Annotated in this window: 18 protein-coding genes; 14 read left to right on the top strand and 4 right to left on the bottom strand. The window is 70.7% G+C overall.

The genetic code is table 11. The annotated features are described in order from the left end of the window. Nucleotides 1–15 precede the first annotated feature (15 nt). From HFP15_RS43975 to HFP15_RS27975, 6 genes are read left to right on the top strand one after another with little or no spacing between them, the layout of a single operon-like run. Nucleotides 16–1,167 carry an acyl-CoA dehydrogenase family protein gene (locus tag HFP15_RS43975; protein WP_168519753.1) on the top strand — a complete coding sequence of 384 codons (1,152 nt, stop codon included), beginning with the start codon at nt 16–18 and terminating at the stop codon, nt 1,165–1,167. Then, nucleotides 1,164–2,117: an acyl-CoA dehydrogenase family protein gene (locus HFP15_RS27995; protein WP_168519752.1), complete on the top strand. Its 954-nt coding sequence runs from the start codon at nt 1,164–1,166 to the stop codon at nt 2,115–2,117. The genes HFP15_RS43975 and HFP15_RS27995 overlap by 4 nt, the downstream gene beginning before the upstream one ends. After that, nucleotides 2,114–2,533 (top strand): Zn-ribbon domain-containing OB-fold protein, encoded by a 420-nt coding sequence (locus HFP15_RS27990; RefSeq protein ID WP_168519751.1) that lies wholly within the window; start codon nt 2,114–2,116, stop codon nt 2,531–2,533. Before HFP15_RS27995 ends, HFP15_RS27990 begins: the two co-directional genes overlap by 4 nt. A 2-nt stretch (nt 2,534–2,535) precedes the next feature. Then, the gene (locus HFP15_RS27985) at nt 2,536–3,705 is read left to right on the top strand and encodes a thiolase C-terminal domain-containing protein (protein WP_168519750.1); all 1,170 of its coding nucleotides are present in this window, start codon (nt 2,536–2,538) and stop codon (nt 3,703–3,705) included. A 2-nt stretch (nt 3,706–3,707) separates the two neighbouring features. Continuing rightward, a complete protein-coding gene (locus HFP15_RS27980; protein ID WP_168519749.1) occupies nt 3,708–5,957 on the top strand; it encodes a CaiB/BaiF CoA-transferase family protein in 2,250 nt (749 codons plus the stop codon). Next, entirely contained in the window at nt 5,954–7,432 is a 1,479-nt protein-coding gene (locus HFP15_RS27975) for a class I adenylate-forming enzyme family protein (RefSeq protein ID WP_168519748.1), read from the top strand. Before HFP15_RS27980 ends, HFP15_RS27975 begins: the two co-directional genes overlap by 4 nt. Before the next feature lie 13 nt (nt 7,433–7,445). Here the strand turns inward: HFP15_RS27975 and HFP15_RS27970 are convergent, their stop codons facing one another. Further along, nucleotides 7,446–8,213 (bottom strand): SDR family NAD(P)-dependent oxidoreductase, encoded by a 768-nt coding sequence (locus HFP15_RS27970; protein ID WP_168519747.1) that lies wholly within the window; start codon nt 8,211–8,213, stop codon nt 7,446–7,448. Between the two features lie 90 nt (nt 8,214–8,303). On the opposite strand from HFP15_RS27970, the gene HFP15_RS27965 reads away from it, so the two are divergent. Genes HFP15_RS27965 through HFP15_RS27955 form a run of 3 tightly spaced genes read left to right on the top strand, consistent with a single transcriptional unit; the run spans nt 8,304 to nt 11,136 of the window. Further along, entirely contained in the window at nt 8,304–9,113 is an 810-nt protein-coding gene (locus HFP15_RS27965; RefSeq protein WP_168519746.1) for an enoyl-CoA hydratase/isomerase family protein, read from the top strand. After that, on the top strand, nt 9,110–10,030 hold the full coding sequence (locus tag HFP15_RS27960) for an acyl-CoA dehydrogenase family protein (protein WP_168519745.1): 921 nt from the start codon (nt 9,110–9,112) through the stop codon (nt 10,028–10,030). The genes HFP15_RS27965 and HFP15_RS27960 overlap by 4 nt, the downstream gene beginning before the upstream one ends. After that, on the top strand, nt 10,027–11,136 hold the full coding sequence (locus tag HFP15_RS27955; protein ID WP_168519744.1) for an acyl-CoA dehydrogenase family protein: 1,110 nt from the start codon (nt 10,027–10,029) through the stop codon (nt 11,134–11,136). Before HFP15_RS27960 ends, HFP15_RS27955 begins: the two co-directional genes overlap by 4 nt. Nucleotides 11,137–11,171: 35 nt before the next feature. On the opposite strand, the gene HFP15_RS27950 is transcribed toward HFP15_RS27955, so the two are convergent. Together HFP15_RS27950 and HFP15_RS27945 are read right to left on the bottom strand one after the other, a co-directional pair. Further along, the gene (locus HFP15_RS27950) at nt 11,172–12,014 is read right to left on the bottom strand and encodes a FadR/GntR family transcriptional regulator (RefSeq protein ID WP_168519797.1); all 843 of its coding nucleotides are present in this window, start codon (nt 12,012–12,014) and stop codon (nt 11,172–11,174) included. An 81-nt stretch (nt 12,015–12,095) separates the two neighbouring features. Further along, nucleotides 12,096–13,337 carry a cytochrome P450 gene (locus HFP15_RS27945; RefSeq protein ID WP_168519743.1) on the bottom strand — a complete coding sequence of 414 codons (1,242 nt, stop codon included), beginning with the start codon at nt 13,335–13,337 and terminating at the stop codon, nt 12,096–12,098. Nucleotides 13,338–13,442: 105 nt separating this feature from the next. On the opposite strand from HFP15_RS27945, the gene HFP15_RS27940 reads away from it, so the two are divergent. The 5 genes from HFP15_RS27940 to HFP15_RS27920 all read left to right on the top strand — a co-directional run bounded on the left by HFP15_RS27940 (nt 13,443) and on the right by HFP15_RS27920 (nt 18,135). Then, complete coding sequence (locus HFP15_RS27940; protein ID WP_168519742.1) at nt 13,443–15,104, top strand: FAD-dependent oxidoreductase; 1,662 nt, start codon at nt 13,443–13,445, stop codon at nt 15,102–15,104. An 89-nt stretch (nt 15,105–15,193) separates the two neighbouring features. Beyond that, nucleotides 15,194–15,694 (top strand): hypothetical protein, encoded by a 501-nt coding sequence (locus HFP15_RS27935; RefSeq protein ID WP_168519741.1) that lies wholly within the window; start codon nt 15,194–15,196, stop codon nt 15,692–15,694. A 131-nt stretch (nt 15,695–15,825) separates the two neighbouring features. Beyond that, on the top strand, nt 15,826–16,260 hold the full coding sequence (locus HFP15_RS27930; protein WP_168519740.1) for a hypothetical protein: 435 nt from the start codon (nt 15,826–15,828) through the stop codon (nt 16,258–16,260). After that, nucleotides 16,257–17,654, top strand: a complete 1,398-nt coding sequence (locus HFP15_RS27925; protein ID WP_168519739.1) for a ferredoxin reductase family protein — start codon at nt 16,257–16,259, stop codon at nt 17,652–17,654. The genes HFP15_RS27930 and HFP15_RS27925 overlap by 4 nt, the downstream gene beginning before the upstream one ends. Before the next feature lie 4 nt (nt 17,655–17,658). Further along, entirely contained in the window at nt 17,659–18,135 is a 477-nt protein-coding gene (locus HFP15_RS27920) for an FMN-binding protein (protein ID WP_168519738.1), read from the top strand. A 46-nt stretch (nt 18,136–18,181) separates the two neighbouring features. Here HFP15_RS27920 and HFP15_RS27915 read toward each other — a convergent pair whose 3' ends face one another. Next, the gene (locus HFP15_RS27915; RefSeq protein ID WP_168519737.1) at nt 18,182–18,337 is read right to left on the bottom strand and encodes a hypothetical protein; all 156 of its coding nucleotides are present in this window, start codon (nt 18,335–18,337) and stop codon (nt 18,182–18,184) included. Between the last annotated feature and the right edge of the window lie 77 nt (nt 18,338–18,414).

The following is an 18,414-nucleotide window of genomic DNA, read 5'->3' as shown; positions in this document are numbered from 1 at the left end:
GACGGGAAGGTTCCTGTGGACTTCAATGATTCCGAGCGTGGCGCGGAGTTACGCCGCGAACTGCGCGAGCTCGTGCGGTCGGCGATGCCGCGGGACTACCTCGGCGCGTTCACCAACGACCCGCGCGATCTGGAGCGGGCGCAGAACTTCTGCAAACTGCTCGCGGACAAGGGACAACTGACACCCGCCTGGCCCGTCGAGTACGGCGGCGCCGCGTCCACGCCATGGGAACAGGCGATCATGCGCGAGGAGATGTGGGCGCATTTCGAGCCCCGCGGCGCGCAGTACATGGGCGTGAACTGGGTCGGACCCGCCATCATGCGCTTCGGCACCGCCGAACAGAAGGCCCGGCACCTCGAGAGCATCGCCCGCGGCCAGGTCATCTGGTGCCAGGGCTTCTCGGAGCCGGAAGCCGGTTCGGACCTCGCCTCGCTGCGCACCGCCGCGGTGCCCGACACTGACGGGTGGAGGGTACGCGGCCAGAAGATCTGGACCTCCTACGCGACGATGGCGCAGTGGTGCTTCCTGCTGGCCCGCACCAGCCGGGGCAGCAAGAAACACCATGGCATCACGGTGTTCCTGGTGCCGATGGACCGCGCGGGCATCAGGGTGGTGCCGATCAAGGCGCTGGTCGGCCCGCACCACCTCAACGAGGTGTACTTCGACGACGTGCCGGTGACCCAGCAGGACGTGCTGGGTGAGGTCGACCAGGGCTGGTCGATCGTGCGGGAGGCGCTGGCCTACGAACGGGTCGGCATCGCCCGCTACGCGCGTTGCGACCGGCTGCTCAACCTCGCGCGCGAGATGCTCGCCGACCGGTGGGAGGAGTTCCCCGTCGAGCTGAAACAGCGGTGGGCCAAGGCATTGGTGCACACCAGGCAAGCGCGGCTGCTGGCATACCGCGTCATCGAGAAGCAGGAAACGGGCACCGTCGATCCGGCCGACGCGGCCGCGTACCGCATCGTCGCGACACAGGTGGACCAGGAAGTGGCGGAAGTGCTGATGGACATGATCGAGGAGCGTGCCGTGGGCGCGGGCGATCCGGCCAGGCTGTTCGAGCGCGCGGTGGACGACCACTGGCGCTACGCCCAGGCCGCGACCGTGGCGTCCGGCAGCATCGAGGTGCAGCGCATCCTGCTCTCGCGGACCCTGCTGGGGGCGAAATGAGGACCGAGCTGAGCGACGAGGCACGGGACCTGGAGGGCATCCTCGAAGGCGCCTTCCGGAAGGCCGGCGGATTCGAGCCCGCGCGGAAGGCCGACGCCGGTGCGCCGGTGGACGCGATCCGGAAACTGCTGGAGGACATCGGGATCTGGGACCTGCGGCCCCGCGAGTCCGAAGTGGATGGTGAGGCTGCCGCGGTGGTGTGCCGCGCGGCGGGCCGCTGGGCGCTGCCGTATCCGGTGGCCGAGCGCCTCGCCGGAGGAACCGGGGCCGACGCGATCGCCGTCGTGCCGCTGCCGAATCCGCGGATCAACCTGGCCGACGTGGACCCGGACCTGCGATGGACCGCGCTCGACGGTGACGGCCGGCGCGCGCCCGTCGTCTCGGTGGGCCCGCGCGTCGGCTCCCGGCTCGGTGCCCTGACCTGTCCGGTCGAGGTGGGCGAGTGGGGTGCGGACGAGGGGCTCGCGCCGCTCGCGCTGACCCTGCCGTGCTGGGTGCTGCTGGGCATGGCCGAGGAGGCGCTGCGGATGACCCGGCGGCACCTGCTGGATCGTGAGCAGTTCGGCAAGCCATTGGCGGCCTTCCAGGCGCTGCAGTTCCAGCTCGCCGACACCGCGGCGAGCCTGCAGGGCTTCGAGGAGCTGGCGAAGTACACGTTGTGGTCCGTCCTCAGTGGACAGCCGGGGGCGGCCGCGGACGCGGTGGCGCTGCGGATGTCCGCGATCGAGGTCGCGGAGACCGTGTTCCGCACCGGGCACCAGATGTTCGGGGCGATGGGCTTCTGCGACGAGACCGACCTGTCGTGGCTGTCCCGGTGCAGCCAGCCGATCCGGCGACTGCCCTGGGGCCGTTCGCAGACGCAGGCGCGGCTGCTGCGCAGCGTCGAGGACGTGCCGTTCGCGGGTCTGTTCGCCGACCTGTCCGGCGATGTGCTGGTGCACGGCTCATGACAGGGGAACGCAACGCCGCGGCGGAGTTCTCGCAGCGGGTCGACGCGCCCTACTGGGAGGGCCTCGGTGAGCGCGAACTGCGCATCCAGCGCTGCGACTCGTGTCGCCGCTGGGCCTGGCCCCCGGACTGGCGCTGCCCCGCGTGCGGGTCGTACGACCTCGGCTGGGAGGCGGTCGAGCCGGTGGGCACGGTGTTCAGCTGGATCCGCACCCACTACCCGTTCGTGCCCGCCTACGCCGACCTCGTGCCCTACGAGAACGTGCTGGTCGAACTGCCGCAGGCCGGCGGAGCACGACTGATCGGGTTGCTGACCGGCGGAGCCGTTCGCGTGGGCGACCGGGTGCGCGGCACGTTCGTCGCGGCATCCGGGCGCACGGCGGATCTGCCGGTGCTGACGTGGACGAAGGAGTCCTGACCATGAGCAAGCGGCCCGCCGGTGTGGCGGTTGCGGGAATCGGCATCACGCCGTACCACAAGCGCGGCACGTCGCCCGACGCCGAGCGTAAGCTTCTGCTCAAGGCGATCGACGCGGCCGCGGCCGATGCGGGGATCCCGGCGAGCGAGATCGACGGCTTCTGTTCCTACGGCGCCGATGTCCAGGAGGGCACACGCCTCGCGGGGCCGCTGGGCACCCGGGAACTGCGGTGGACCAGCCTGGTGTGGGGCGGCGGCGGTGGCGGCAGCGCCGGAGCGATCGCCATGGCCGAGGCCGCGATCCTGTCCGGGCACGCGGAGACCGTCGTCGTCTACCGCGCGACCGCCGAATCCTCGAGCGGACGGCTGGCCAAGGCCGTCAGCCAGGGCGTGTTCGGGCCGCACTACGCCGCGCACGGCGTCGATTCCCCGGCACAGGCACTGGGATTGCGCACGCAGCGGCTGATCGAGCACGACGGGGTGCCGCCTTCGGCGTTGCGGGCCATCGCGCGGGCCTGCTACCACCACGCGGGCAAGAACCCGGATGCGGTCGGGCACGGCATGGAGCTCACCGACGAGAAGTACGAATCCTCGCGCTGGATCGCGGAACCGTTGCGCCTGTTCGATTCCTCGCGGGAGAACGACGCCGCGGCGGCGATCATCCTGACCTCCGCCGAGCGCGCCCGTGACCTGACGGACAAGCCGGTCCACCTCCTGGCGTCGGCGATCGGCGCGGACGGGCCCAAGTGGGGCGAGCTGGACGAAAACCACGAGCCGTACACGTCGTCGTCGCAGGTCTCGGCCGGACGGCGGGTGTTCGAGCGTTCGGGCACCACCCCGGCCGACATCGACGCCGTGCAGCTCTACGTCAACTTCACCGGGCCCGCCGTGTCGGCGCTGATCGATCTCGGTTTCTGCACCGCGGAGAACGCGGGCGAGGTGCTGACGTTCGAGAACCTGATCGCACCGGACGGGAAGCTGCCGATCTGTACCGGTGGCGGCGATCTCGCCGAGGGTTTCCTGCACGGCATGGGCAACGCGGTCGAGGCGGTCCGCCTGCTGCGGGGCGAATCCAGCAACCCGGTGCCGGACGCGCAGCTGTGCCTGGTCTCCGGTGGACCCATCTCGGAACTGAGCAGCGTGGCGCTGTTCTCCACAGTGGACGGAAGGTGACCATGTCCGAGTCGGTACTCGCGGGGCTGCGGGTCGTGGAACTCGCCGAGGGGATCCCGGGCCCGTTCGCGGCGCGCCTGCTGGCCGAGGCCGGGGCGGAGGTCGTCAAGGTCGAGCGGCCCGGCGGGGACCCGGCGCGACGGCTGTGGCCCGCCGGATTCGCGACGTGGAACCGCGGCAAGCGCGGCGTCGTCCTCGATGCCACGCGACAGTCCGCATTGGACGAGCTGCTGGCCAGGGCGGACGTGCTCGTGCATTCACTGCCGATCGGGCAGGCCCGTGCACTCGGCCTCGACGAGGACTCGTTGGCGCGCCGCCACCCGCACCTGATTCTCGGCACGGTGCCGGCCTATCCGGAGGGGCACCCGCGCCAGGACTGGGCGGCGAGCGACTCGCTCGTGCAGGCCGCCGAGGGATTCATGGACGAGCAGCAGGGCAACCGGGCTGGCCCGGTGTTCATCCGCATGCCGTTCCCGAGCTGGTGCGCCGGGTATCTGCTGGCCGCCGGTGTGCTCGCCCGGCTCGTGCAACGTGAGCGAACCGGCACGGTGGCCGCCATGCACACGAGCGTCTTCCAGGGTGCGCTGGCGCCCGCGGCGCTGTACTGGCAGCGCGCCGAACGCCTGCCCGCCGGCCTGACCGGGCACACGCTGCCCAAGATCTGGCCGGACGCGGCGCTGAGCATCTTCGAATGCGGCGACGGCGAATGGATCCAGCTCGCCGGTGCGATGGGCGGCTGGCTGGAATCGCCGCCGGTCCTCGAAACCCTCGCGGTCATGGACAAAGTGGACCTCTCCGAGATCGGCGTGACGCCGGAGAACCGGGACGAATGGCAGGAGGTGTTCCGGCAGCACGACTCGGCGCACTGGAGCGCGGAGTTCGCCGAAGCCGACGTGCCGTGCATGCGCATCCGTGACCTCGGCGACTGCTTCAGCGAGGACCAAGCGCGCGTCAACGGCTACGTGGTCGAGGTCGACGACACCGCGATCGGCCGGTGCCTGCAGGTCGGCCCGCCGATCCGGACGAGCCCGCCGAGCGCCCTACGCTCGCCCGCGCCCCGGCTCGGCGAGAGCGACCTCGCCGAAGTCCTCGCCGCCTTCGGTGACCCTCGTCCCGGACTGGCCCGCGCCGCCGCACGGACCCTGCCGCTGGAGGGACTTCGCGCGCTCGACTTCGGCAGTGTCGTCGCCGGTCCCTACGGTGCCCAGTGCCTCGCCGATCTCGGTGCCGACGTGGTCAAGGTCGAGCCGGGCTCCGGCGACCGCGGGCGCGGCCTGACCCAGTTCGCGGGCTCGAACCGCGGGAAGCGGTCGATCGCGCTCGACCTCAAGGCGCCGGAGGCGGCGGAACCGCTGCGGCGGCTCATCGCGAGCGCGGACATCGTGCTGCACAACATGCGCCTGCGTGCCGCCGCCAGGCTCGGCATCGACGGCCCCGGCCTGCGGGCGATCAACCCCCGCGTCGTGTTCAGCCACGTCAGCGCCAACGGCCAGGAAGGGCCGTTCGCGGCCTACCCTGGCTACGACCCGACCGCGCAGGCGCTCACCGGATGGGAGCGGGCGAACGCGGGTGCGGACGCGGGCCCGATGTGGCTGCGCAACTCCATTCTGGACGTCCAAGCGGGACTCGCCGCCACGGTCGGCGCGTTGCTGCAGCTGGTCCAGCGCGAGCGCACCGGTGTCGTCGGTGAGGCGGCCACCTCCCTGCTCGCGGCGGGCATGACGATGGCGAGCGAGGTCGCCGTGCCACTGGACGGCGAGCCGCTTCGCGTGGATCGCATCGACGCCGGGCAGACCGGCGTCTCGCCCGCGCACCGGATCATGCCCGTGCGCGACGGCTGGGTCGCGATCGCCGCCCTCACCGAGGACGAGCAGGCCCGGTTGTACGGGCTGACGGGCACCGCCTCGCCCGCACGAGCGTTCCGCGACCGGACCGTCGACGACCTGCTCGCCGAACTACGCCTCGCCGGGGTTCCGGCCGCCCGGGTCGAGTTCGACCGCATGGACGCCTTCTTCGACGACCCGGCGCACCGTGCGCTCGGCATGAGCCGTTCGCTGCGGACCACCGGCTACGGCGCGCTCGACGTCGTCGGCGGCTTCTGGAGCGCGACACCGGTGGGGGAGAGCGTGCCCGCCCTCGGGGAGCACTCCGATGAGGTGCTGCGCGACCTGGGCTTCGACAGCGGCGAGATCACCGCACTGGCGGAGCGAGGGGTTGTCCTGAAACACGACGCGGAGGTGGTGGCGCGATGAACATCGCGATGTTGCTGGACATGGCGGCCGACTCGGCGGGGGACCGGCGTGCTGTCGGCGACACGACCTTCGCGGAACTGCGCGAGCAGGCCCGCGCGGTCGGCGGGCAGCTGACCGCGCGGGGCGCGGGGCGGCTGGTGCTTGCCGGCGTCAACTCCGAGGCCATCCCGGCGATGGTGTTCGGCAGTGCGCTGGCCCAGGTGCCCTTCACCGCGGTCAACTACCGGCTTGCCGACGACCGGCTCCGCGAGGTGCTGGCTCGCGCGGCACCCGCCGTCGTCGTCGCCGACGAGCGGACCCGGCCGCGGATCGAGGGCGTGCCGAAGCTGGATTTCGCGACGGAAGGCGAGTTGCTCGCCCCGGCTCCGGCCGAACCCGGCGACGGCGGCTCGGAGGTCGCGATCGCGTTGTTCACCAGCGGGACGACCGGAACTCCGAAGCTGGTGCTGCTGCGCCACCACAACCTGGTGTCCTACATTCTGTCCACAGTGGAGTTCATGGCCGCCGAGCCGGATGAGGCCGCGCTGGTCAGCGTGCCGCAGTACCACATCGCCGGGATGGCGGCCGTGCTGTCCAATGTGTATCTGGGCCGGCGGCTGGTGTACCTGCCCCAGTTCGAGCCACGTCAGTGGGTGGAGACCGCGGCGCGGGAACGCGTCACGCACGCGATGATCGTGCCGACGATGCTCGGCCGCATTCTCGACCTGCTCGAGCAGACCGGGACCGAGTTGCCGCACCTGCGGCACCTGTCCTACGGCGGCGGGCGGATGCCGACTCCCGTCGTCGAACGGGCCATGACCCTGCTGCCGCACGTCGGTTTCGTCAACGCCTACGGACTGACCGAGACCAGTTCGACGATCGCGCTGCTCGGCCCGGCCGACCACCGGACCGCCGCGGCGTCCGGCGATCCCACCGTCCGGGCCCGGCTCGGCTCGGTCGGGCGCGCGGTACCGGGCGTGGAGATCGAGATTCGCGATGCCGACGGCGGCGTGCTACCGGCGGGCGAGGTCGGCGAGGTGTTCGTCCGCGGTGAGCAGGTCGCGGGGGAGTACGAAGGCACCGACGCGCGCGACGCCGACGGATGGTTCCGCACCAACGACAACGGCAGGCTCGACGCCGAGGGCTACCTGTTCATCGAGGGCCGGGCGGACGACGTGATCGTGCGCGGCGGGGAGAACATGTCGCCGGGCGAGATCGAGGACGTGCTGTTCCGCCATCCGGCGGTGGCGGAGGTGGCCGTGGTCGGCGTACCGGACACCGAATGGGGTGAGACGGTGGCAGCCGCCGTTGTGTTCGAGCCGGGGCGGCACGCCGACGCCGACGAACTGCGGACGTGGGTCACGCAGCGGCTGCGGTCTTCGCGTGCACCGTCCATTGTGGTCGAGCGCGATGCGTTGCCCTACAGCGAAACCGGGAAGCTGTTGCGCCGGGCGCTGCGGGCCGAGCTCGCCGCGGTCCCGGCGGACCGCGGCTGAGCCCATGGCCACCTCAGTGCGCGGTCCAGCCGCCGTCGACGACGATGGTCTGTCCTGTCACGTACCCGCTGGCGTCGCTGGCGAGGTAGAGCAGGGCACCGTCGAAGTCGGCGGCGGTACCGGCCCGCGGGATGAGCGTGTTGGCGCGCACCCAGTCCTGGACCTTCTGGTGCCGAAGGACTTCGCTCGTCATCTCGCTTTCGAAGAACCCGGGCGCGATGGCGTTGACCCGGATTCCGTGGCGGGCCCACTGCGCGGCCCACTCCCTGGTGATGGATTCGAGGCCGCCCTTCGACGCGGCGTAGGTGGCCTGCGGGAACCGCGCGATGCCGGCGCGCGCGACGATCGACGTGACGTTGATGATCGAGCCGTTCCCGCGTTCCTTCATGGCCGGGAACACCGCCTGGGTCAGCAGGATCGGCGAGATCAGGTTCACGTTGAGCGTGGTGTCGATGTCCTCGGGGGTCTCGTCCTCGGCCCGGACACCGCCCGCGATGTAGGCGGCGTTGTTGATGAGGACGTCGATGTCGCCGACCTCGGCGACCGCCTTGGCCACCAGCGCCGGCACCGCCGCGGGCTGCGAGAGATCGGCGGGCACCGGGACGCAGCCGGGATTCTTCGCGGCGATCTCGGCGAGCAGTTCGCTGCGGCGGCCGACGATCGCCACCTTCGCGCCCGCCTCGGCGAGCGTCTCGGCGAACCTGCGGCCGAGCCCTGCGGTGGCACCGGTCAGGAGCACCGACTTTCCTTGCAGCGAGAAGAGATCTTGTGCGGTGGGCATGTCGCTCCTGTCCTCGATGACGCCATGAATGTATGTAAAGATATTAAAGATAAGGTACCGTATCAACCCGTGCTGAAAGATGAGGGTTCCATGACCGGGCACCCCTACGAGACGATTCTGCTGGAGCGCACCGACACCGGAGTCGCGGTCGTCACGCTCAACCGGCCCGACGTGCTCAACGCGTTCAACGAAGCGATGCGTGCCGACTTCGCTCGCTTGTGGACGGAGATACGCGAGGATCCGGAAATCAACGCCGTCGTCCTGCGGGCGGCCGGCGATCGCGCGTTCTCGACCGGACTGGACGTCACCGAGCGCACCGGGGCTTCCGACAGCCCGTGGCTGGACAAGGCCGCGCCGTGGGCCGAGAACGAGGACCCCGGGCATCAGCTCAGCCCGAAGCGCAACGGCGTGTGGAAGCCGGTCGTGGCCGCGGTGCAGGGAATGTGCGCCGGTGGCGCGTTCTACTGGATCACCGAATGCGACATCGTGATCTGCAGCCCGGAGGCGACGTTCTTCGACCCGCACGTGACCTACGGCATGGTCGCAGCGCTGGAACCGATCGCGCTGTCCTACCGGATGCACTTCTCCGAGACGCTGCGGATGGCGCTGCTCGGGCTGTACGAGCGGATGACCGCGGAGACCGCGAAATCGGCCGGCCTGGTCACCGAGATCGTGCCGAGGGACGAACTCGACGCGCGCGCCAGGCAGCTCGCCGACGCGATCGCCGCGCAACCACCGGCCGCGATCCAGGGCACGGTCAAGGCCATGTGGCAGTCGCTGGACCGCACGCGCGCGCAGGCACTGGACACCGCGCTGATGTACACCCAGGTCGGCAACCCCCTCGGCGCCGAAGGACTCGACCGGAAGGCGGCGAAGCCCGCGCAATGGTGGAAACGATGAACGAGGACGCGCTGCTGCGCGAGACCGCGGCGGAGATCGCCGGGCACTGCGATGCCGGTCGGCACGACGGCTGCTGGAAAGCGTTGAACGAGACCGGTTTCACGGCGTTGCGGGACGCGGGCGACGACGGTGCGCCGATGGCCACGGCCACGCAGACCGCGCTCGTGGTGGCCGAGCTGTCCAAAGTGGTCTGCGGCGCGCCGCTGGTCGGATCCCTGGTGGCGGGCGAGGCGCTGCGGCTGGCCGGTGCCGCCCCGGAAGAGCCCGCGACCGTGGTACTGGCCGACGATTTCGGCGCCCTGGGCGCGGCCGGCGGAACGGCCTGGGACACCACCTCGCTCGGCAGGGCGATCGCGATCGACGGCGGGGAACTGGTCGCCGTCGCGATCGGTGAACCGGTGCCCGCCGGGGATCTCACCCGGGGCGTGGCGCGCACGGAGGGCGTGCCGGAGCGGCTCGGGGCCGTCGACGCGCGGCAGTGTGAGGATTTCGCGCGGCTGCTCGTGACCGCCGACCTGCTCGGCGCGGCCGAGGGCCTGTTCGCCAAGGCGGTCGAGTACGCCAAGCAGCGCGTGCAGTTCGGCCAGGCCATCGGGTCGTTCCAGGCGATCCAGCACATCCTCGCGCGTGCCTTCACCGAGGTCGAAGCCATGCGCAGCACGCTGACCCACGCCGCACGCGCGATCGACACCGGCGAAGACCCGCACACGGCGACGCTGGTGGCCAAGGCCTACGCGTCCGAGGCGGCGGTGTCCGTCGTCGAGGCCGCGATCCAGGTGTTCGGCGGAGTCGCGATCACCTGGGAGTTCCCGGCGCACCTGCACCTGCGCCGCGTGGTGGCCGATGCGGCCGTGTTCGGCTCGGCCGAGCACCTCTACGGACTGCTGCACGACGAACTGGAAGGGGCCGGACGATGACCGAGGACCTCGCGGAGTTCCGCGCCCGGCTGCGGACCTGGCTCGCGGCGAACGTGATCGAGCCGGAACCGGACGAACCACACGCGCTGTTCCTCAAGCGCTGGCACCAGACGCTGTTCCGCGGCGGCTGGGTCGGCCTGTCCTGGCCCCGCGAGTACGGCGGCCAGGGCCTCGGCAACATCTACGACGTCGTGCTCAACGAGGAGATCGGCGAGTTCGGCGCCCCCGACGCGCCGCGCATCGGCTACCTCGGCCGGGCCCTGCTGAAATGGGGGACCGAGGAACAGTGCCGGCGCTACCTCCCCGGCCTGCTCAGCGGCGACGACTACTGGGGCCAGGGCTTCAGCGAGCCGAACGCCGGTTCGGACCTCGCCGGGATCGCCACCCGTGCGGTGCCCGGCGACGGCACGTACACGATCACCGGGCAGAAGGTCTGGACGACGTACGGGGATTACGCCGACTACTGCCTGCTGCTGGCCCGCACCGGCCCGGCCGACGGGCGGCACAAGGGGATTTCCGCGTTCATCGTGCCGATGCGGCTGCCGGGGGTGCAGGTCCGCCCGATCCGCGCGATCACCGACGAGTCCGAGTTCTCCGAGATCTTCCTCGACGGCGTCGAGGTTCCGGCGGAGAACCGCGTCGGCGCGGAGGGAGACGGCTGGGGCATCGCGATGATGACGGTCGCCTACGAGCGTGGCGCGGCCGACGTCGGGTACCTGTCGAAGTTCGGCGCCGCCCTGCACGAGCTACGCGGGGAGCTGGCCCGCACCCGCCCCGGCGATCCGCTGGCGCGCCGGGAGCTGGGGCGGCTGGAAGTGCTGTACCGCGTGCTGAGCCAGCATGTGGGCCGCAGGCTGGGCGAACGCGACGATTCCGACACCCCGCCGGGGCCGGAGATGTCGGTGGACAAACTGCTGATGACCGAGGTCGACCAGGCGCTGCACGAAAGCGCCGTCAAGCTGCTCGGCCCGGCGGCCTTGCTGGGTGCGGAGACCTCACCCTGGCTGCGGCGCTACCTGTACTCGCGGGCCGCGTCGATCTACGGCGGTTCGGAACAGATTCAGCTGAACATCCTGGCCCAGCGCGTGCTGGGGTTACCGCGGTGAAGCGTGCCGGGGCCCGGTTCGCCGGGCCCCTCCGGTCAGGCCTGCTGGCGCAGCTGCAGGTCGGAATGCCGCGCGGTGACCTCGCGCAAACCCCGTACCGCACGCGCCGAGGACGCGTCCACCGTGCGGTTGCCGAACTCCGCGATCACCCGTTTCTGCACGCCGCGGGTGTGGGCACGGGCGAGACGCTCGGCCTCGTCCGCGTCGCCCTTGAAGATCATCTCGGCGATGCGCTTGTGCGCGTCGAGGACGGCGCGCTGCTCACGCCGGTTAGGGTAGCGGCCGGCCTCGGCCACCTCGTGTGCCCACGTCTCCTCCTGCGCGGTCCACACCGCCAGCACGCTGCGCACGACCAGGCGGATCGTCACCTGCGGCACGTGGGCGACGATCAGGTCGTGGAAGAGCCGGGACCGGTGGGTGAACGCCGGCCCGTCCCCGATGGCCTTTTCGGTCTCGGCGATGTTGGCTTCCAGAACCGGGCGCAGCAGCGTGGCGCGGTCCGGCATGCGCGCGCAGCCGGCGGCGCACATCGGTTCCAGCTGGAGCACCGATTCGGCCACGTCGCGCAGCGACACGCGCTCGCCCTGCAGCGTCATGCCCAGCGCGTGCGACACCGCGCCGCCGTCCGGCCGGTGCACCACGGCGCCGCCGACCTTGCCCCGGCGCACCGTGATCAGGCCGTCGACCTCCAGGATGCGCAGCGCCTCACGTACCGGCGGCCCGCTGACGCCGAACTCGGCGATAAGCTCTTCCTGCTTGGGCAGCATGCCCTCGCCGTATGCCCCGTTGAGGATCCGTTCGCGCAGCTCGGCCGCGATCGCCTCGGCGAGGCGGGGCTGCACGCGCGCTCGGCGCGGCGGGTCCAGATGATCGAGCATGTACGGCTCCCAGCAGGGCTTCAAGGGCTAATTGTAGTTAATTTTACACAGATTAGGCGGGGATCGGCGCTGATCGGCGGATCACCGTGTCGCCGGCCCGGGGTGCACGACGAGCCTCGCCCAGCCGTTGTTCACCCCGAGTTTCTCAAACCGGCGGGACTTTTCGCGGTCCACCGTGTAGCCGGGCATGTTGTCCAGCAGGCCCTCGATCGCAAGGCGAAGCTCCATCTTGGCGAGCCAGACACCCATGCAGTAGTGGATTCCGGCGCCGAACGTGAGCGGCGGCCCGTCCCGCCGGTCCGGGTCGATGCGTTCCGCGCAGGGGAACCGGTCCTCGTCGAGGTTCGCGGCGGGGATGACGGCCGCGATGCGGTCGCCCTCCTTGATCGGCACGCCGTCGAGCTCCACGTCGCGCACGGCGGTCCTGGCGACCACCGGTGTGGCGGGGTAGTAGCGGACGAGCTCGTCGACCACGCGCGGGATCCTGCCGCGGTCGGCCGCCAGTTCCCGGCGCAGCTCGCGGTCGGCGTCCAGGTGCCAGACGATGTTCTCCAGCGTCGCGGCCGTGGTGCGCACGCCGCCGAGTACCAGCGACAGGGTCAGCGACACGATCTCGTCGACGGCGAGCGCCGGTTCCGCCGCGACCATGATGCCGATGAGGTCGTCCCCGGGATCGTCGGCGGCCTTGCGTGTCTCGACGACGCGCCGGACCAGCGCTTCGGCTTCGAGGTACCGCGACGACGTGACTTCGGCGACCGAATCCCGGTCGGAGCCGGCCTCGGGGTCGATCGCGAACGCGTCCTCGAGCATCCGGATGAACTCGGCTTTGTCGGCGATGTCGTTGTCCAGCCCCACGAAGTGGAAGATCGTGCGTACGGTCAGCTCGAAGCTGAACTCGGCGGCGAAGTCGAACTCCTCGCGCGTGCGCAGGCCGGCGATGAGGTCGCGCACGATGCCGCGGACCGTGTCGGCCATGCGCTTTTCCACGTACGGGCGCAGGAAATAGCGGCGCAGCGGATCCCGCAGGCGATCGTGCGGCTTGCCGTCCAGCGCGCCGGGAAGGATCAGCGGGGCGTGCGGCGCCGAGGGGATCAGCTTGCCGCCACGCAGGCCGTCGGCGCTGCGCTCGACGGTGAAGTTCTCCGGCTCGCTCAGCACCCGCCGCGCGTTGTCGTAAGTGGTCGCTACCCAGTAGCCGTCATGGCTTTCGGTGTAGCCGAGCGGGCATTTCTTCCGCAGGGCCGCCAGATCCGGTACCGGATCGCGGTTGAAGTCCGGGGAGTGGTGATCGAACTCGACCGCCAGGTCCTTCTTCGCGTTCATCGTGCCGCTTCCTTCCCGTCCGCGCCGACGGTGACCATTGTGCCTCATCTTAACAAAGATTACTATGATGAGCTGTCAAGCCAGTGCGAGGAGGCACACTAGGAGATGACGTTCGTCATTACTCAGGGCTGTTGTCGCGACGCTTCATGTGTCAGCGTGTGCCCGGTCCAATGTATCCGTCCGAGGCCGGGCGACCCGGAGTTCGAGACCGCCGAGCAGCTTTACATCGACCCCGCGGTCTGCATCGACTGCGGCGCGTGTGTCGAGGAGTGCCCGGTCGACGCCATCCACCCCGACCACGGCCTTCCCGCGGAGCTGTCGGACTACCTGGACGTCAACGCGAGCTACTTCTCGCCCATTTCGGACTATGACCGGATCCCGGTTCACCACCGGCGTCCCCGGCCTCCCGAGGATGCCGAGGAGCTGCGGGTCGCCGTGATCGGCACCGGCCCCGCGGCCTGCTACGCGATCACCGAACTCGCCACCAACCGCGGCACGCGGGTCACGGTGCTGGACCGGCAACCGGCGCCGTTCGGTCTCGTGCGGTCCGGAGTGGCGCCGGATCACCCGCACACCAAGCTGATCGGCGACCGGTTCGCCTCCGTGCTGGCCCGGCCGAACGTGCACTGCTTCTTCGCTGTGCACGTGGACACCGACATCACGGTCGAGGAGCTGCTGGAGTACCACCACGCCGTGATCGTCGCGACGGGCGCGCAGGACGACAGGCGACTCGGCATCGATGGCGAGGACCTGCCGGGTTCGCATGGTGCCAAGGACTTCGTGGCCTGGTACAACGGCCATCCGGACCACTCCGCGGACTCCGTGGACCTGTCCGGCGAGCGCGCCGTGATCATCGGAAACGGCAACGTGGCACTCGACATCGGGCGCGTGCTCAGCCGCGATCCCTCGGCACTGTCGCGAACGGACATCGCCGACCATGCGCTCGAAGCGTTGCGCCGCAGCAACATCCGGGAGGTGGTCATCGTCGGCCGCCGTGGCCCGGAGTCGATCGCGTGCAGCGCCGGCGAGCTGGAGGAACTCTCGCAGCTCCCGGGCGTCGATCTGACCGTGACCTGCCCGCAGGAGGAATTCGCGCACTTCGAGTCCTCGCTGAGCACCACAACGGACGATTCCCGGCGACGACGTGCCCAGGTCATCCTGAACGCCGCGGCTTCCGGTGCCCGTCGTCGAATCGACCTGCGTTTCCTGTCGGTCCCCCTCGCGCTGAACGGCACGACTTCGGTGGAGAGCATCACCCTCGCCGGCCAGCGAATCGACCGCTCGGGCGGCGAGCCGCTGCTCGTGGACACCGGCACGACGCGCACGCTCGAGGCGTCACTGGTCGTGCGCGCGATCGGCTTCGCCTCGCAACCCCTCGCGGGTTTGCCCTTCGACCCGGCGAAAGCCATCCTGCCCAACCGCTCCGGTCGCGTCCTGGAGCCGGAGACCGGCGAGACGCTGGCGGGAGTGTATTGCGCGGGCTGGATCAAACGCGGCCCCACGGGGGTCATCGGCAGCAACAAGGTCTGCGCGGAGGAGACGGTCGCCGCGCTCATCGACGACTTCGCCGCCGGACGACTGGGCAAACCGGTGCGCACGCACGAGGACTTCGCGGCCCTGATGAACGAGCGAGTGCCCGAAGTCGTCGATGTGGCGGGCTGGCAGCGCATCGATGCGGCCGAGCGCGAGCGGGGCGCGGCGGCCGGTCGGCCGCGCGTCAAGTTCGTGACCATGGAGGACATGCTCTCCGTCGCCAATGGACGATGAACGCGCTCGCCCCGGGGGCAACGCTTGACCCCGGGCGCCGGACCTGTCAGCCTAAAGGCTGTAGATTTTCGGTCCGAACGGAGCATTCAATGGCGATCTCCCGACTTGTGGGCACGACGCCGGCCGTCATGCTGGCGGCCGGCATGACGATCCTGTTCACCCCGGCCGCTTCGGCGGCCGAGCCCGATGCCATGACGCAGATCGCGCAGGCACTGGCCCAGGGCGACGGCCCGCAAGGTGCCCGGTTGATCTGTACGGCCGGGTACACCGGCGACTCCGTGGCGCTCGGACACTCGCTGAGCAGGGCCGACAATCTCGTGCTGCGGACCGGAGCCGACGACGCGCACGTCCAGCGCTTCGCCGACGCCGTCGACACCGCGTACCGGCGGGCCGGGGTGGCGCCGACCACGGCGGGAGGCTCGTTCGCGATCGGGCTGGCCGACATGCTGGAGGGCTACGCGAGCGCACCGGCGGACCCGCTCGCCTGGTCGACCAGTCAGGCCGGCATCGGCAGCAGCATCCTGCTGCGCGCCGTGCCGTCCTGGGTCCAGGCGCCGATGCCGCCCCAGCGCCCCTGCAGCGCCATCTGAACCGGAAGACCACGGGCGAGCGGGATCAAGCGGGTCCCGCTCGCCCTCGTTCATAGCTGACACACAGGCCTTTTTTCAGGTGATCTCAGGCAGCCGGGTCACGATGTGCCGACCCGGACAGAAGGATCGCCGTGCAAGACAACGACACACCACACAGCGGCTCGCGATGGGAACCGCCCACACCCGAGCAGGGCGGTGCCGGCCACCCACCACAGGCCGCTCCGCCGCAACCCTCGCCCGACGCCGCGGGCGGGGCGACACCTCCGCCGCCGGGCCGGCCGGACCCGTCGCTCGCGGCGTGGCCGACCCCGCCGCCGCCCGCACCGCAGCACCGCGGAGTCCGGTCAGCCGTGGTGGCCGGTTTCGCCGTCGCGGCGCTGGTCGCCGGTGCGGCCGGTGGCTTCGCCGTCGGCCGGGCCACCGCGGGCTCTGGCCAGGCGGACCGCACCGGATCCGGGGATTTCCGCCATCTGCCGGGCGGCTACGGCACCCCGCCGGACTTCGACGGCCGCGGCGGACGGGGCACCTTCCGTGACGGTGACCAGCAGCAGGGGTCCAACACATGACGGCCGTGCCGGTGCGCCGGCACACCGCGGCCGCCCCGGCGTCGAACCGGGCCCGGCTCGACGCCGGGGTCCGCCTGGCCGTGGGCTCCTTGCTGTGGCTGAGTCTGTTGCTCGTCGCCTACTGGTGGGCGGCCGGCGGCGGCTTCCAGGCGTTCACCGGATGGGAGACCGGCCTGACCTCGGCCGGCCGGATCACCGGGCTGCTCTCGGCGGACCTGCTGCTGGTGCAGGTGCTGATGATGGCGCGCCTTCCCCTGGTCGAGCACGCGTTCGGCCAGGACGAGCTGATCCGCCGGCACCGCATCATCGGCTTCACCTCGTTCAACCTGATGCTCGCGCACCTCGTGCTGATCACCTGGGGCTACGCGGCCGGCCGCCTGACCGCGATACCCGGCACGTTCTGGGACCTCACCACGACCTATCCGGGCATGCTGCTGGCGCTGGCGGGCACCGTGTGCCTGGTGCTGGTCGTGGTGACCAGCGTCAAGGCCGCGCGCCGCCGGATCCGCTACGAGTCCTGGCACCTGCTGCACCTCTACGGCTACCTCGGTGCGGGCCTCGCGCTTCCGCACCAGCTGTGGACCGGGCAGGAGTTCCTGGCCTCGCCCGGCGCGACCGTCTTCTGGTGGACGCTGTGGGCGGCGACGGCCGGTGCGGTGCTGATCTGGCGTGTCGCACTGCCGGTGTGGCGCAACCTGCGGCACGGACTGCGCGTCACGTCTGTCGTGCCCGAGGGCGACGGCGTGTACTCGGTGTACCTGACCGGACGGGATCTGCACCGGCTGCCCGTCGAGGCGGGCCAGTTTCTGACCTGGCGGTTCCTCGGCCGCACACAGTGGTCGCGTGGCAATCCGTACTCCCTGTCGGCGGCCCCGGACGGCCGCAGCCTGCGCATCACGGTCAAGAACCTCGGTGACAACAGCGCCCGGACGCCGGCCTTGCGGCCCGGGACGCGCGTCCTGTTCGAGGGCCCTTACGGCAGGCTCAGCGCGCGGGCGCGGTCGCGGCGCAAGGTCGCGCTGATCGGCGCCGGTGTCGGCATCACACCGCTGCGGGCGCTGGCCGAAGGCCTCGACTACGCGCCCGGCGAGGCCGTGGTGCTGCACCGGTTCACCGAACGGCCGCTGTTCGAGCGCGAGTTCCGGGTGCTCGCCCGCGAGCGCGGGCTCGGGCTGATGTGGCTGCCCGGCCACCGTCGCGCCCCGGACTCCTGGATCGGTACCAACGCCGACGGGGCCGACGACCTGACCGCGCTCACCGTCTGGGTGCCCGACATCGCCGAACGCGACGTGTACGTGTGCGGCCCCGAAGCATGGACGGCGGCGGTCCGCCGCACGGTCGAGGCCGCCGGCGTTCCGGCCGAGCGGCTCCACATCGAGAACTTCAAGTGGTGAACCGATGAAACGCATTGTCATGTGGATGCTGTCCACGATCACCGTGCTGGTGCTGCTGTTCGGCTACCACACCTCCACCTCCGGCGCGCTCGCGTCCGGGTCGGGCGTGGTGGCGCCCTCGACCCCGCTGCCCGGCTCCGGCGGCGAAACCACCAGCCCCAGCGCCAGCAGTAGCGCCAGCCCCAGCGGATCGTCCACACAGGACACCAAGACCGTGACCGGACCGGTCGCGCAGACGCGCTGGGGTCCGGTGCAGGTGCAGCTCACCGTGTCGGCAGGCAAGATCACGGCGGTCAACGTGGTCCAGTACCCGGACAACAACCCGAGGGACGAGGAGATCAACTCCTACGCACTGCCGATCCTGGTCCAGGACACACTCAAGGCGCAGAGCGACAAGATCGACATGATCAGCGGCGCCACCGTCACCAGCGAGGGCTACCTGCAGTCCCTGCAGGGCGCGCTGGACCAAGCGGGCCGGTAGCCGCCGGGCGGGGTAAAGGTGTCTATTGTGGACTCTGTGGTAGCGGTTACCGGCTACCGAACACGCGCTCGCGTTTGTACTTGTTCATCATTCGCTCGAACTCGCCGGTTTTCCGGGCACGCTTGCCGGTCTTCCGCCACGGGCGGGCAGCCCACAGAACCAGCAGGACAAGGCCCGCGAAACCACATGTCGCCCTTGGCACCCGGTCGTCTCCTTCAGATCATTTCGGCGCGCGGGATATCGGACGTCCCGCGAACCCTGCGCGAAACGCCAGTCGGT

The sequence above is a fragment of the Amycolatopsis acididurans genome (genome assembly GCF_012328925.1).
GTDB lineage: Bacteria > Actinomycetota > Actinomycetes > Mycobacteriales > Pseudonocardiaceae > Amycolatopsis_E > Amycolatopsis_E acididurans.
This window is presented reverse-complemented; position numbering and strand designations above follow the sequence as displayed.

Excerpts from the sequence above, each read along its gene's own strand:
- HFP15_RS27945 (WP_168519743.1), bottom strand. The coding sequence starts at position 13,337 with ATGAACGCGAAGAAGGACCTGGCGGTCGAGTTCGATCACCACTCCCCG.
- HFP15_RS27980 (WP_168519749.1), top strand. The coding sequence starts at position 3,708 with ATGTCCGAGTCGGTACTCGCGGGGCTGCGGGTCGTGGAACTCGCCGAG.
- HFP15_RS27965 (WP_168519746.1), top strand. The coding sequence starts at position 8,304 with ATGACCGGGCACCCCTACGAGACGATTCTGCTGGAGCGCACCGACACC.
- HFP15_RS27940 (WP_168519742.1), top strand. The coding sequence starts at position 13,443 with ATGACGTTCGTCATTACTCAGGGCTGTTGTCGCGACGCTTCATGTGTC.
- HFP15_RS27985 (WP_168519750.1), top strand. The coding sequence starts at position 2,536 with ATGAGCAAGCGGCCCGCCGGTGTGGCGGTTGCGGGAATCGGCATCACG.
- HFP15_RS27925 (WP_168519739.1), top strand. The coding sequence starts at position 16,257 with ATGACGGCCGTGCCGGTGCGCCGGCACACCGCGGCCGCCCCGGCGTCG.
- HFP15_RS27990 (WP_168519751.1), top strand. The coding sequence starts at position 2,114 with ATGACAGGGGAACGCAACGCCGCGGCGGAGTTCTCGCAGCGGGTCGAC.
- HFP15_RS27995 (WP_168519752.1), top strand. The coding sequence starts at position 1,164 with ATGAGGACCGAGCTGAGCGACGAGGCACGGGACCTGGAGGGCATCCTC.
- HFP15_RS27950 (WP_168519797.1), bottom strand. The coding sequence starts at position 12,014 with ATGCTCGATCATCTGGACCCGCCGCGCCGAGCGCGCGTGCAGCCCCGC.
- HFP15_RS27970 (WP_168519747.1), bottom strand. The coding sequence starts at position 8,213 with ATGCCCACCGCACAAGATCTCTTCTCGCTGCAAGGAAAGTCGGTGCTC.
- HFP15_RS27935 (WP_168519741.1), top strand. The coding sequence starts at position 15,194 with ATGGCGATCTCCCGACTTGTGGGCACGACGCCGGCCGTCATGCTGGCG.
- HFP15_RS27975 (WP_168519748.1), top strand. The coding sequence starts at position 5,954 with ATGAACATCGCGATGTTGCTGGACATGGCGGCCGACTCGGCGGGGGAC.
- HFP15_RS27960 (WP_168519745.1), top strand. The coding sequence starts at position 9,110 with ATGAACGAGGACGCGCTGCTGCGCGAGACCGCGGCGGAGATCGCCGGG.
- HFP15_RS27955 (WP_168519744.1), top strand. The coding sequence starts at position 10,027 with ATGACCGAGGACCTCGCGGAGTTCCGCGCCCGGCTGCGGACCTGGCTC.
- HFP15_RS27920 (WP_168519738.1), top strand. The coding sequence starts at position 17,659 with ATGAAACGCATTGTCATGTGGATGCTGTCCACGATCACCGTGCTGGTG.